The 13,796-nt window shown below is 73.6% G+C and carries 10 protein-coding genes; 6 read left to right on the top strand and 4 right to left on the bottom strand.

Annotation, left to right across the window (positions count from 1 at the left end; translation table 11 throughout):
- Positions 1–209 precede the first annotated feature (209 nt).
- Positions 210–1,340 (bottom strand): phosphoserine transaminase, encoded by a 1,131-nt coding sequence (gene serC / locus ACYVGT_RS14530; protein WP_460858305.1) that lies wholly within the window; start codon positions 1,338–1,340, stop codon positions 210–212.
- A gap of 349 nt (positions 1,341–1,689) precedes the next feature.
- On the opposite strand from serC, the gene pdxH reads away from it, so the two are divergent.
- From pdxH to ACYVGT_RS14515, 3 genes are all read left to right on the top strand, one after another.
- Positions 1,690–2,340: a pyridoxamine 5'-phosphate oxidase gene (gene pdxH, locus ACYVGT_RS14525; protein WP_460858304.1), complete on the top strand. Its 651-nt coding sequence runs from the start codon at positions 1,690–1,692 to the stop codon at positions 2,338–2,340.
- 268 nt (positions 2,341–2,608) lie between these two features.
- Positions 2,609–3,313, top strand: coding sequence for a metal-dependent transcriptional regulator (locus tag ACYVGT_RS14520; protein WP_460858302.1), 705 nt, complete (start codon positions 2,609–2,611; stop codon positions 3,311–3,313).
- Positions 3,314–3,730: 417 nt separating this feature from the next.
- Positions 3,731–5,983, top strand: a complete 2,253-nt coding sequence (locus ACYVGT_RS14515) for an ATP-binding SpoIIE family protein phosphatase (protein ID WP_460858299.1) — start codon at positions 3,731–3,733, stop codon at positions 5,981–5,983.
- Between the two features lie 244 nt (positions 5,984–6,227).
- On the opposite strand, the gene ACYVGT_RS14510 is transcribed toward ACYVGT_RS14515, so the two are convergent.
- Positions 6,228–6,395: a hypothetical protein gene (locus ACYVGT_RS14510; protein WP_460858297.1), complete on the bottom strand. Its 168-nt coding sequence runs from the start codon at positions 6,393–6,395 to the stop codon at positions 6,228–6,230.
- A 70-nt stretch (positions 6,396–6,465) separates the two neighbouring features.
- Positions 6,466–7,608, bottom strand: a complete 1,143-nt coding sequence (locus ACYVGT_RS14505) for an acyl-CoA dehydrogenase family protein (RefSeq protein ID WP_460858295.1) — start codon at positions 7,606–7,608, stop codon at positions 6,466–6,468.
- 444 nt (positions 7,609–8,052) lie between these two features.
- Here ACYVGT_RS14505 and ACYVGT_RS14500 point away from each other — a divergent pair, with 444 nt between their 5' ends.
- Both ACYVGT_RS14500 and ACYVGT_RS14495 read left to right on the top strand, forming a co-directional pair.
- The gene (locus tag ACYVGT_RS14500; protein ID WP_460858346.1) at positions 8,053–10,029 is read left to right on the top strand and encodes an MDR family MFS transporter; all 1,977 of its coding nucleotides are present in this window, start codon (positions 8,053–8,055) and stop codon (positions 10,027–10,029) included.
- Positions 10,030–10,181: 152 nt separating this feature from the next.
- Positions 10,182–11,324, top strand: coding sequence for an acetyl-CoA C-acetyltransferase (locus ACYVGT_RS14495; protein WP_460858293.1), 1,143 nt, complete (start codon positions 10,182–10,184; stop codon positions 11,322–11,324).
- Positions 11,325–11,377: 53 nt separating this feature from the next.
- On the opposite strand, the gene ACYVGT_RS14490 is transcribed toward ACYVGT_RS14495, so the two are convergent.
- Positions 11,378–12,610, bottom strand: coding sequence for a winged helix-turn-helix domain-containing protein (locus ACYVGT_RS14490; protein ID WP_460858291.1), 1,233 nt, complete (start codon positions 12,608–12,610; stop codon positions 11,378–11,380).
- A 473-nt stretch (positions 12,611–13,083) separates the two neighbouring features.
- Here ACYVGT_RS14490 and ACYVGT_RS14485 point away from each other — a divergent pair, with 473 nt between their 5' ends.
- A complete protein-coding gene (locus ACYVGT_RS14485) occupies positions 13,084–13,791 on the top strand; it encodes a DUF5058 family protein (protein ID WP_460858289.1) in 708 nt (235 codons plus the stop codon).
- Positions 13,792–13,796: the final 5 nt, after the last annotated feature.

Raw genomic sequence — 13,796 nt, 5'->3', positions numbered from 1 at the left:
TGCGCAGGCCAACTCGGTGCCGGACCGGTGCCTGCGGCCGGGCGCTCTAGGTCGTGTTTGTTGAACCATTCCCGGCTGCGCGACTACCAGGCTGCCTCTCGCTGCGCCGCTGCACTCGAAAAGCCACACCAGGCTCAGCTTCGCACAGCGGACTCGCGAGAGATTGCCTGGACGGCCGCCCGCCTGACGGAAGCCGTCAAAAACACTCCCTAGCCCAGGGCGGCGACGACGTGGTCGATGCACGCCGTCAGCGCCTGCACGTCGGACGGCTCGACGGCCGGGAACGTGGCGACGCGCAACTGGTTGCGGCCCAGCTTGCGGTAGGGCTCGGTGTCGACGATGCCGTTGGAGCGCAGCACCTTGGCGACGGCGGCCGCGTCCACCGCCTCGTCGAAGTCGATGGTGGCCACCACCTGCGAGCGCTGCGCCGGGTCGGCCACGAACGGAGTCGCGAACTCCGCCTTCTCGGCCCAGGTGTAGAGGATGCCGGAGGACTCCGCGGTGCGGGCGACCGACCAGTCGAGCCCGCCGTGGCCGTTCATCCACTCCAGCTGCTCGGCGAAGAGCAGCAGGGTGGCCACGGCCGGGGTGTTGTAGGTCTGGTCCTTGCGGGAGTTGTCGATCGCGGTCGGCAGCGAGAAGAACTCGGGCACGTACCGGCCGGAGCCGGCGATCTCGGCCGCCCGCTCCAGCGCGCGCGGCGACATGATCGCCGCCCACAGGCCGCCGTCCGAGGCGAAGCCCTTCTGCGGCGCGAAGTAGTAGACGTCGGTCTGGGCGATGTCCACCGGCAGGCCCGCCGCGCCGCTGGTGGCGTCGGTGAGGACGAGCGCGTCGCCGGCGGCGCCGGCCGGGCGGCGGATCGGCATCGCCACACCGGTCGAGGTCTCGTTGTGGGTGAGCGCGTAGGCGTCGATGCCGTCCTCGGCGCGCGCCTGGCCGTGGGTGCCCGGGTCGGTGGCGATCACGGTGGGCTCGCCCAGCCACGGCGCGCCCGCCGCGACCTTGGCGAACTTGCTGGAGAACTCGCCGAAGGACAGGTGCTGGGAGCGCTCGCGGATCAGGCCGTGCGCCGCGATGTCCCAGAAGGCGGTGGTGCCGCCGTTGCCGAGGACCACCTCGTAGCCCTCGGGGAGCGAGAACAGTTCGGAGAGGCCGGAACGCACCCGGCCGACGAGGGATTTGACCGGCTTTTGGCGGTGGGACGTTCCCAGATAAGTCGATCCGGAATCGGCCAGCGCCCGGAGCTGCTCGGGGCGGACCTTGGACGGGCCGCTCCCGAAACGTCCGTCGGAGGGAAGCAGGTTCGCGGGGATCTGAATGTCGCTCACCCGGCACATGGTAGTGCCCGCGCTCGCGGCGCCGCAGGTAAGGGGGTGGAAAGCGCGGATGCGCGAGGTCGCGCCGGGAATGCCTGCGGCGGGGGCGGTGCGGCCCCCGCCGGTTCCCGCAGGGCGCCGGCGCGCACTGCGAATAGCGGCTTCCGAGAGCGCAACGGGGCGCTTCGCGAAGGCGCCGGGGAGGCCCGTCGAATTGGCCGGCCGACTGTGAAGAAACTGTGAATTCGCGGAATTCGGCGTTAATCCCTGTGAATTGCGCCGGGGCGGGCCGGCGGCGGGCGGGGGCCCTGCGGTGCGCGCCGCGGAACCGCTGGCGCCGCGGTACGGCAACGTGCTTGGATGCGGCCTCGTGAACCACTGCGATCCCGCCGAGCTGCGGGAACCCTACAGCGGGGCGCCGCTGCACGCGGCCGGCCTGCCCGCGGAGCCGATGGACCTCTTCGCCGCCTGGTTCGAGGACGCCGCAGCCGCCGGCCTCGCCGAGCCCAACGCGATGGTGGTCGGCACCGTCGACGCCGACGGCACGCCGCGGTCGCGCACCGTCCTGCTCAAGGGCTTCGACCGCGACGGGCTGCGCTTCTACACCAACCTGCGCTCCCGCAAGGCCGCCGCGCTCCGCGCTGAGCCGCGGGCGAGCCTGCTCTTCCCCTGGCACCCGATGCGCCGCCAGGTCCTGGTCACCGGCCGCGCCGAGCCGCTCGGCGCGGAGGAGAACGACCGCTACTTCCGGTCCCGCCCGCGCGGCTCCCAGATCGGTGCCTGGGCCAGTGCCCACCAGTCGTCCCCGGTGCCCGACCGGGCCGCCCTGGACGCCGCCTACGCGCACTGGGCCGGAGTCTGGGGCGACCGGGAGGAAGTGCAGCGCCCGGACTACTGGGGCGGCTACCTGGTCCGGCCGGTCGAGATGGAGTTCTGGCAGGGCGGCGGCGATCGCATGCACGACCGGTTCCACTACCGGCGCTCGGGCCGCGGATGGGCGGTGGAGCGGCTCGCGCCCTGACCCCCGGCGGTGCCCGGCGGGGCACGGGGAGCCCGCGGCGGTGATGTCGGACACGGCCGCCGGCGCCCGGAAGCGGAGCCGGTGCCCGGAGTGCCGGCGGCGCCGGCACTCGGCCCGCCCCGCCGCACCCGCGTCGCGCTATGATGGCTGCACCGGTGGCCACGTCGCGCCCCCGGCGGGAATCCGGTGCCGTCCGCGGATGTTGGCATCTCCGCCGGAACCGCCGCGCCGCGGCGATCGCCCGACGGCCGGCGAGGGGAGGAGAACGTTGACCGCGCACGGGCTCATCGACACCACGGAGATGTATCTCCGCACGATCTTCGAGCTCGAAGAGGAGGGCATCGTCCCCCTTCGGGCCCGCATCGCCGAGCGTCTGAACCAGAGCGGCCCCACCGTGAGCCAGACCGTGGCCCGGATGGAGCGCGACGGCCTGCTCCGCGTCGAGAACGACCGCCACCTCGTGATGACCGAGGAGGGGCGCCGCCTCGCCACCCACGTGATGCGCAAGCACCGGCTCGCCGAGCGGCTGCTGATCGACGTCATCGGCCTCCCCTGGGAGGACGTGCACGTCGAGGCGTGCCGCTGGGAGCACGTCATCTCCGAGGCGGTCGAGGAGCGCCTGGTCGGCCTGCTCAACGCCCCCTCGGTGTGCCCGCACGGCAACCCCATCCCGGGGCTGGACGAGCTCGGCCTCGCCGACTACGCGCCGGAGCCGTTCTCCGACGACTCGATCGTCCCGATGACCGAGATCGTCAACGGCGCCGAGACCCAGGTCGCGGTCCGCCGCATCAGCGAGCAGCTGCAGACCGACACCGCCGTGATGCTCCGCCTCAAGGAGGCCGGCGTGCAGCCCGGCCGGGAGGTCACCCTCCTCGCCAGCGAGGACGGTGTGCGGGTCCTGGCCGGTGCCGACCACGCCGAGGGCGAGCTCGCACGGGACATCGCCGACCACGTCTTCGTCGCCAAGCTGTGACGGAAAGGCGGTGCGGAGCTCGGCGGCGGCACGTCCGTACCGCCCTGCTCCGCCTGTCCGGCGCCCGCCGCTCCGCGGCCGCCCGCGCCGCCCCGGCAGTCCGCTGCCCTGCACTTCCAGCCGCCGGCCACCCTGTCCCCTCCCGCTCTCGCCCCACATGCCCCACCGGTCCCGCTGCGCGTGTGCGCGGCGCGCATCCGGCATCCGGGCCGCCCCGCTCAGTGCGGGTGCGCACCGCGCCCGCACCAGCGGCGCGCACAGCGCCCCACCTGCGGTCCTGTGCCGCTGCGGGTCCCCGAAATGTCGCGTTGCACTGCGGATTCGTGCCCTATGGGGCTATGCTCGGCCGAGAGCGGGGGCGATCCGGAACGCGCGGGGCGTCATGACGTGGATCCTTGACGGCAAGGTGGCGGCTGAATGAAGCGGTGGGGGGAAGCCTTCTACGGCGACAGCGCGGTCACCGGGGAGACGGTCGTCGAACAGGCGCAGATCGCCGTCGTCATGACGGACCGCTACAGCCACCTGCGCTACTGGAACAGCCATGCCCGGGAGCTCTTCGGCTTCGCGGAGGGCGCTGACCCGTTCGGTACCTCGCTGCTGGACATCGGCATCCACGAGTCCGACCGCGAGCGCGCCGCCCAGCTGGCCCGGCGGGTCCTCAAGGGCGAGACGTGGGAGGGCACGTTCGGCGTGGTCCGCGCCGACCGCACCTGGATGCACGTCCGGGTGCAGGCCGTGCCGGTGTGCGATGACGACGGCGCGATCGAGGGCATGGCGATGTTCGCCTACGAGGCGATGCGCAGCGGCCGCGTCGAGGAGCAGTACGGGCTCCTGGAGCGGATCGGCGACCGGCTGGCCGGCTCGCTCCGCTTCGACGGCGCGCTGACCGCCGTCGCCGAGACCCTCGTCCCGCAGTTCGCCGACCACTGCTTCATCGACCTCTACGACGGCGACCGCCTGGTCCGCCGCGCCTCGGTGCACGCCGAGGGCTGGTCGCCGCCGCCCGGTACCTGGCCCGACGTGGGCGAGGACGTCCACTACGCCGACCGCAGCTTCGCCGCCGTCGCCATGCGCCGGCTCGAAGCCGTCGCGGTCGACGACGTCACCCACCCGCCCGGCTCGCTGGACGCCGCCGCTGAGCGCGTGGTCGAACAGGTCGGCGTCACCTCCGCCGTCGCCGCGCCGCTGCGCGCACGCGGCGAGCTGATGGGCGTGCTCACCCTCGCCCTGTCCCGGCTCACCCCGCGCGACAAGGCCACCTACGACGGCTTCGACCGCGACCTCGTCGGCGCGGTCGCCGGGCGCGTCGCCCTCGCCATCGACAACGCCCGCCTGTTCGAGGAGGAGCGCAGCACCGCCCTCGCGTTCCAGAACAGCCTGCTGCCCAACGGCTTCCCCTCCTTCGACGGCCTCTCCGTCGCGCACCGCTACCTGCCGGCGAAGCCGCTGGAGGCGCACGGCCGCGGCGTGCAGACCCAGGTCGGCGGCGACTTCTACGACGTCATCCCGCTGTCGGCCGGCCGCGTCGGCATCGTCATCGGCGACGTCGAGGGGCGCGGCCCGCACGCCGCCGCAGTGATGGGCCAGCTCCGCGCCGCGCTGCGCGCCTTCGCCCAGGCCGACCGCGAGCCCGCCGACATCCTCCGCGAGCTCGACGAATGGGTGCGCCGGCTCGGCATGCCGGACGGCGCCGGCGGCACCTGGGTGCCCAGTGTCAGCTGCCTCTACATGGTCTACGACGCCTGGTCCCGCGAGCTCGCCTACGCCAACGCCGCGCACCTGCCGCCGCTCCTCATCTCCGGCGGCCACGTCGACGAGCTGCGCCTGGAGGTCACCGACTCGCTGCTCGGCGTGAAGACCCGCGGCGTCCCCTACGACGAGGCGATCTACCACCAGGCCGAGCTCACCCTCCCGCCCGGCGCCACCCTGCTGCTGTTCACCGACGGCCTGATCGACCGGCGGCTGCCCGGAGGCCGCGCCGACTCGCGCCGCGCCCTGGAGCAGCTGCGCCGCCGCATCTCCGGCGTCGCCGAGGCCGATGTCGAGCGGATCGCCGAGACCGCGCTGTCCGCGGTGCCCGGCGAGAACGACGACGACACCGCGCTGCTCGTCGTCCGCACCCACCCCGACGAGCTGGCGCTGCGCGAAGGCTGGTTCGTGGCCGACGCCGCCACCGTCGCCGAGGCCCGCCACCTCGCCGCCGACACCTTCTCCGACTGGGGCATGGACCCCGGCCAGGCCGAGCTGGCCTGCCTGCTGGTCTCCGAGATCGTCACCAACGTCGTCATCCACGCCGCCCCGCACCCGGTGCGCCGCGACTTCACCGAAGGCGGCGTGGTCGACTCCGGCGCGGCATCCGCCGATCTGGGCGGCGAGGAGTTCTCCGAGGACTGGTCCGACCTGCTCGACGAGGTCGCCGACACCGAGGAGGACGCCGACGACGAGCCGGCGCCGGTCTCGTTCCTGCTGCGGCTGCGCCGCGGCGCGGGCTCGGTGTGGGTCGAGGTGTTCGACCACGACCTGAGGCTGCCGCGGATCCGCAGCGCCGGCGCCGACGACGAGGGCGGCCGCGGCCTCTACCTCGTCGACCAGCTCGCCGACCGCTGGGGCTCGCGCCCCACACCTTCGGGTAAGGCCGTCTGGTTCGAGATCTCGATGAAGGGCGAGTAGCGAGGGCCAGCCGCCCCGCCGCCCCGCCGCCCCGCCGGACTGCCGCGCCGCGCGTTCCGCCCGGCCGGCGTCCTCGAGGTGGCGGCCCGCGCCGGCGCGAGCGCTCCCGAGCCGTCCCGGCCGCCGCGGCTGCGCCCCGGTCACGCCTGCGGCGGCTCCCGTCCCGGGCAGGCCGCCGCCCGGCACGGCGCACACCGGTCCGCGGCGCCGCGGGCATCGCCGCCGCGCCGGCCCCTCCGCGGGTCTACCGCCAGGACCACGCCCACAGCAGCAGCACCAGGAAGATGAAGAACACCACGATGCCGCCGGTGGACCAGGGGATGTGCATGCGCGGGCGGAGCTTGCGCACGCCGATGACGAGGAGGAGGACCAACAGGCCCAGGACGATGAGACCGTCCCACGCGCCAGTCATGGAGACCTTTCGCCGCAGCCGGACGCCCCGCGGGGCCCCGGTGGCCGGGACCCCGCCGGGAGGGCGGTGGCTACTGGAGCAGCGAACGGCCCACGATCTCCTTCATGATCTCCGTCGTTCCGCCGAAGATCGACTGGATCCGGGCGTCCTGCCACGCCTTCGCCACCGGGTATTCCATCATGTATCCGTACCCGCCGTGCAGCTGCAGGCACCGGTCCGCCACCCGGTTGACGAGCTCGGTGGTCCACCACTTCGCCTTCGCCGCGTCCTCGACGGTCAGTTCGCCCCGGTTGAGCAGGGTGATCGCCCGGTCCACGTAGGTGCGCGCGAGATCCACCTCGGTCGCCAGTTCGGCCAGTACAAAACGGGTGTTCTGGAACTTCCCGATTGGCCGGCCGAAGGCGGTGCGCTCCTTGCAGTAGGCGACGGTCTGCGCCAGCATCGCCTCGGCCCCGGCGGTGGCGGCCACCGCGATGGACAGCCGCTCCTGCGGCAGCTTCTCCATCAGGTGGATGAAGCCCTGGCCCGCGGTGCCGATCAGGTTCTCCGCGGGCACCCGCACGTCGGTGAAGAACAGCTCCGCGGTGTCCTGGGCCTTGAGCCCGATCTTGTCGAGGTTGCGGCCGCGCTCGAAGCCCTCCGCGCCCCGCTCCACCACGAGCAGTGAGAACCCGTGCGCGCCGGCGTCGGGGTCGGTGCGGGCGACGACGATCACCAGGTCGGCGTTGATCCCGTTGGTGATGAAGGTCTTCTGGCCGTTGATGACGTAGGAGTCGCCGTCGCGGACCGCGGTCGTCTGCAGCCCCTGCAGGTCGCTGCCGGCGCCCGGCTCGGTCATCGCGATCGCGCTGATCAGCTCGCCCGAGGAGAAGCCGGGCAGCCAGCGCTGCTTCTGCGCGTCGTCGGTGAGGTCCACGAGGTAGGGCGCGATGACGTCGTTCTGCAGAGTGAAGCCGAGGCCGCTGGCGTGCGCGGCGCAGATCTCCTCGCCCAGCACCGCGTTGAACCGGTAGTCGCGCACGCCGCTGCCGCCGTACTCCTCGGGCACCCCCAGCCCCAGCAGGCCGAGCGCGCCGGCCTTGGTCCACACGTCGCGGGGGACGATGCCGTCCTGCTCCCACTGCGCGTGGAACGGGGCGACCTCCTTGGCCAGGAAGCCGGCTGCGGTCTCCCGGAAGAGGTCGTGCTCGGCCTCGAAGAGTTCCCTCTTCATGGATGCTCCTTCGCGTGCTGGGGCGTGGTGGCCCCACGGTAACCGAATGGCGTTCGGTTTTGTATCCCCGGGGAGCGCCGCCCGGCAAAGTCCGAGGCCGGCGGGGCGTGGCAGCGCGCCGGGCCAGGGGCGGCGCGCCTACCGTGGTCGCCGGACGCCGTGCGGCGCACCGGGCGAGGGAGGGGGCGGCCAGTGGCGGGGCAGGGGGGCGGCGCGCACAGCGCCGATGGCCGGAGCGGCCGCGCCCGGGGCGGTGGGCACGGCCGGCACCGCAAGGGCGGCGGAGGCGGTGCGCCGAGCGGGGCCGGGGCCGCCGGCGCCGCCGGTGCCGCCGGTGCCGCCGGTGCCGCAGGCGCCGCTGATGCGGCCGGTGCCGCCGCGGACACCGCGGAGCCCGAGCGCGCCCGGCGGAACCCGGACGAGGAGCACGGCGCCCGGCTCGGCATCGTCATCTCCGCCCTGATGCTCACCGTGCTCGTCGCGGCCCTCAACCAGACCGTGGTCGCCACCGCGCTGCCGCGCATCGTGTCCGAGCTGGGCGGGCTGAGCCACATCTCCTGGGTGGTCACCTCCTACCTGCTGGCCGTCACCGCGGGGACGCCGCTCTGGGGCAAACTCGGCGACCAGTTCGGCCGCAAGTGGGTGCTGCTCGCCTGCCTGGTGGTGTTCCTCATCGGCTCGGCCCTGTGCGGCATCGCGCAGGACTTCACCCGCCTCGTGCTCTACCGCGCGGTGCAGGGCCTGGGCGGCGGCGGGCTCATCGTGCTCGCCCAGGCCGCCATCGGCGACGTCGTCTCGCCGCGCCGCCGCGGCTCCTTCATGGGGCTCTTCGGGGCCGTGTTCGGCCTGGCCAGTGTCGCCGGACCGCTCATCGGCGGCTTCATCGTCGACGACCTGTCCTGGCGGTGGGTCTTCTGGGTGAACCTGCCGCTCGGCGTCCTGGCGCTCATCGCCCTCGTGATCGCCCTGCCCGAGCGGACCGGCGAGGCGCGGACCAGCATCGACTACGCCGGCATCCTGCTGCTCGCCGGCGCCTCCGTCGGCGCCGTCCTGGTGACCGCGGCCGGCGGTACCGCCTACCCCTGGCTGTCGCCGCAGATCCTCGGCCTGATCGCGGCGACCCTCGCGCTGGCCGCCGCCTGGTGGTGGAGCGCCCGCCGCGCGGCCGACCCGGTGCTGCCGCTGACCCTGTTCCACCGCTCGATCATCGTCATCGGCTGCCTGGTCAGCTTCGCCGTCGGCTTCGCGATGATGGGCTCGATGTCCTACGTGCCGCTCTTCCTGCAGGTGGTGCACGGGTACTCGCCGACCGCGTCCGGGATGCACATGCTGCCGATGGTGGGCGGCATGCTGGTCTTCTCCATCACCAGCGGCCAGCTCCTCACCCGCACCGGGCACTACCGGATCTACCCGATCGCGGGCACCGCGCTGGTGGCCCTCGCCCTGTTCCTGCTCTCCCGGCTGGGCGCCGAAGCCGCCTACTGGGAGCTGGGCCTCTCGCTCTTCCTGCTCGGTTCGGGGCTGGGCCTGACCATGCAGGTCATCGTGGTCGCCGTGCAGAACGCCGCCGACTACTCCGACCTGGGCGCCGCCACCTCGGCCGCGACGTTCTTCCGCTCCATCGGGGGCGCCATCGGCACCTCCGCCTTCGGCGCGGTGTTCGCCGCGACGCTCAGCTCCAACGTCGCGGAGCAGCTCCGCGGGGTCAGCCTGCCGCCGGACGTCGACGCGTCGCAGCTGCAGAACGACCCCGGTCAGCTCGCCCAGCTGCCCGCCCAGATCCAGGATCGGTTCCTCGCCGCCTACGCCGGCGCCGTCGACACCGTCTTCCTCTCCGCGGTCCCGCTCGCCGTCCTCGCGTTCGTGCTCGCCCTGTTCCTCAAGCAGATCCCGCTGCGCACCAGCGTCGGCGCCGACGACCTCGCCACGGCGGTGGCACCGGTCCGGGAGGACCGCGCGGCGATGGAGCAGGTGGAGCGGCTGGTCTACCGGGAGTGCGGCGCTGAAGGACCGCGGCACGGCTACGGGCGCCTGGCCCGGGAAGCCGGACTGGACCTGTCGGCGGCGGCGAGCTGGCTGCTCACCCACCTCGCCGTCACCGGGCCGATCAGCGCCCCCGACCTCGCCCAACTCGCGCACTGCCCCGCGGACAAGGCCGAATCGGTCTGCACCGAGCTCCGGCGGGCCGGCCTGCTGGGCGCCGCCGACGGCGGCGCCGAGGTGCTCACCCCCGCCGGCCGGGACGCGGCGCGGCGCCTGTTCGACGCCCAGGAGGCGACGCTGCGGGTGCTGCTGCAGGACTTCTCGCCGCGCACCCACCCCGAGCTCAACGCCCGGCTGACCGCGCTGGCCCACGAGATCCTCGGCGACGAGGCCGATGCCGTCCTGGTCCGCGAGGGCGGCGACGAGCGGCGCCTCTGAGCGCTCCGGCGCGCCAGCGCAGCCAGCGCAGCCAGTGCAGCCGGTGCCGGCGGCACCGGGGAGCGGGGGCGCGAACCCGCCGGTGTCGCCGGGAGGCAAACCGAATAGGATTCGGTTAACGACCGCACAACGCCGCTCCCCCTGGAGGACACATGGCTGAGGCATTCATCGTCGGGGCCGTCCGCACCCCCGTCGGGACGAAGAAGGGCGCCCTCGCCGGCGTCCACCCCGCCGACCTGGGCGCCCACGTCCTCGCCGAGCTGGTGCAGCGCACCGGCGTCGACCCCGCCGCGGTGGAGGACAACATCATGGGCTGCGTCAGCCAGGTCGGCCCGCAGGCGCTGGACCTGGCCCGCACCGCCTGGCTCTCGGCCGGCCTGCCGGAGACGGTCGCCGGCGTCACCATCGACCGGCAGTGCGGCTCCTCCCAGCAGGCGATCCACTTCGCCGCACAGGGCGTGCTGAGCGGCACCCAGGACCTCGTCGTCGCTTCCGGCGTGGAGAATATGGGCATGGTGCCGATGGGCTCCAACGTCAAGTTCGCCATCGACGAGGGCCTCCCGCTGTACGGGGAGGGCTGGCTCGAGCGGTACGGCATGCAGGAGATCTCGCAGTTCCGCGGCGCCCAGCTGATGGTGGAGAAGTGGGGCTACAAGCGCGACGACCTCGAAGAGTTCGCGCTGGAGAGCCACCGCCGCGCCGCCGCCGCGCAGCAGGCCGGCCGGTTCGACGACGAGATCGCGCCGCTGGCCGGCGTGGCCCGGGACGAGGGCATCCGGCCGGAGTCCACCAAGGAGAAGCTGGCCGAGCTCAAGCCGCTGCGCGACGGCTGGGCGCTCACCGCCGCAGTCGCCAGCCAGATCTCGGTCGGCGCCGGCGCCGTGCTCATCGCCTCCGAGGCGGCGGTGAAGAAGCACAACCTCACCCCGCTCGCCCGCATCGTGCAGCTCTCGCTCCTCGGCGACGACCCGGTCTACATGCTCACCGCGCCCATCCCGGCCACCCGGACCGCGCTGGAGAAGTCCGGGCTGTCCATCGGCGACATCGACGTCACCGAGATCAACGAGGCGTTCGCGCCGGTCCCGATGGCCTGGACCGACGAGCTCGGCGCCGATCCCGCCGCGGTCAACCCCAACGGCGGCGCCATCGCGCTCGGCCACCCGCTCGGCGCCACCGGCGCGGTACTGATGACCAAGCTCGTGCACGAGCTCCGCCGCTCCGGCGGCCGCTACGGCCTGCAGACCATGTGCGAGGGCGGGGGACAGGCCAACGTGACCATCATCGAACGCGTCTGACCCGGCGGGGCTCCGGGCCGCGGCGCAGTCGGAGGCGGCAGCCCGGGGCCCGGCTATCCCTCGTAGACGGGCGTCTCGTCCAAGCCGAGCCAGACCGCGGCCTCGGACAGCGCCGCATGCAGCTCCGCGGGTGTCTCCGGCGGCGCGGACTCCTCCACGGTGGTGCGGCGGACCAGCAGCTTCCCGGCCGCGCGGTCGGCCTTGAGGTCGACCCGGGCGACCAGCCGGTCGCCCAGCAGGAACGGCAGCACATAGTAGCCGTGCACCCGTTTGGCGCGCGGCACGTAGATCTCCAGCCGGTAGCGGAAGCCGAACAGCGCCTCGGTGCGGTCCCGCTCCCACACCAGCGAATCGAACGGGGTCAGCAGCGCCCGGGCCGCCACCGCCCGCGGGATGCGCGCGTCGGCGTGCAGGTACGACGGCCCCGGCCGGCCCTGCACCGACACCGGTACCAGAGTGCCCGCATCGGCGAGGTCGGCCACCGCGCGCCGCGATTCGGCCGGGCGCAGCCGGAAGTAGTCGCGCAGGTCCCGCTCGGTGGCGACGCCCAGCGCCCGCGCCGCGATGGCCACCAGCGCGCGGCGGGCATCCTCCGGGTCGGGGTCCGGCGCTGCGTGCACCCGCTCCGGAAGGGCGCGGGCGGGCAGGTCGTAGAGCCGCTCGAACTGGGCCGTGCGGCCGTTCGCGGTGATGTCCCCGGCCCAGAACAGGTACTCCAGCGCGGTCTTGACCACCGACCAGTTCCAGCCCCAGTGGCCGGTCGGGCGCGGCGCGTCGTGCTCCAGCGCCGCCTCGACGGTGCGGGCGGTGGCCGGGCCCGACCGCTCTACCTCCCCGCGGACCGCGTCCACCAGCCCGGGGTGCTCCTCAGCGACGGTGCGCATCCGGCTCCACGCCTCGCTGCGCGCCCGCTCCATCCGCCAGCGCAGCAGCCGGTGCGTCTCCGGCGGGACGAAGCTCGCCTCGTGCGCCCAGTACTCGACGAGCCGCCCGCCGCGCGCCGTGGCGGCGCGGTCCAGGAGCGCCCGGTCGTAGCCGCCGAGCCGGGCGAAGAACGGCATGTAGTGGCTGCGCGAGAAGACGTTCACGCTGTCGATCTGCACCACGCCCACCCGGTCCACGACCCGCTGGATGTGCCGCAGGGTCGGCGCGCCCGAGGGCGGCCGGTCGGCGAACCCCTGCGCGGCGAGCGCGATCCGCCGCGCCTGCGCGGTGGACAGCACCGCGTCCCGGCGCGGATGGGGCAGCGGCGCGGACGGGGGCGGGGCGGAGGCGTCTTCGTACATGCGTACTACGGTAGCGATCTCCGGGGCTCCGCCACCACCCGTTCGCGCCCGCGGGCTGCGGGGATACCCGCGGTCCGTGCGCGGTGCGCGGGGTGCGCGAGCGGAAATGCGCACGACTGCGCACCATGGTGCAGGTGGGGCAGGTGAAACGGGATGTAACTCTGGGTCCATTGTGCGGAAATGGAGCGCGGCTTAGACTTCCCGAACGCGGGCGCAGAAGCCCGCCGCGTGGACGTCGACAGTATTCGATCTGCAGTATCCGGACCTGCTTCCGCGCATGAGCGGACGCACCGGACCGTACCGGCCGCACGACAGCTGCACGGGCCAGCCCTGCTGCCCGCCGCACCCCCGAGCCCCGATCTGCCGCCGCACCGTCCCCGAATCCCCGACCACCGCAACTCCTGCGGCCGATCCCCGCCCAACCGGCCGCGGAGGGCCGCCGCCCTCCCCTCCTACCCCCACCAGGAGCCGCGATGGAGTACATGAACTCGCCCGTCCTCTGGATCTGCGCGATCGCGGTGTTCGCCGTGATCGGCGTCCAGAGCCTCATCTACATGCGAGCGGTCAGCCTCGCCGGGCCCGACAACGGATTCACCCGCGCCGACCTGCGGGCCTCCTTCCGGTCCGGCGCGGTCGCCGCGATCGGCCCCTCGCTCGCCGTGGTCCTCGTCGCGATCGCGCTGCTCGCCCTGTTCGGCACCCCGGCGGTGCTGGTCCGGATCGGCCTCGTCGGCTCGGCCGCCACCGAGACCGCGTCGGCGCAGCTCGCGGCCGGCACCATGGACGCCCAGCTCGGCGGCGCCACCTGGACCGGTGAGGTCTTCACCGTCGCGCTGTTCGCGATGTCGCTCTCCGGGATGATGTGGATGGTCGCCACGCTCGTCCTCACCCCGGTCCTCAAGCGCGGCGACGCCACGCTGCGCCGCGTCAACCCGGCCCTCATGGCGATCGTGCCGTCGGCCGCACTGCTCGGCGCCTTCGCGTCGCTGGCGGTGGCCGAGCTCCCGAAGAGCGCACTGCACGCGGTCATCGTCGGAGTGTCCGCCCTGGTCATGGCCGTCCTGCTCGTCCTCGCCCGGAAGCTGGACCTCGCCTGGCTGCGCGAGTGGGCACTGGGCTTCGCGATCATCACCGGCCTCGTGGTGGCCTACTTCGCCCAGCACTCCGCCCTCGCCGCGTGAAGGAG

Source organism: Nocardiopsis coralliicola (assembly GCF_054779695.1).
The sequence above is the reverse complement of the archived record's forward strand: the minus strand, read 5'-3'. Positions and strand labels throughout refer to the sequence as shown.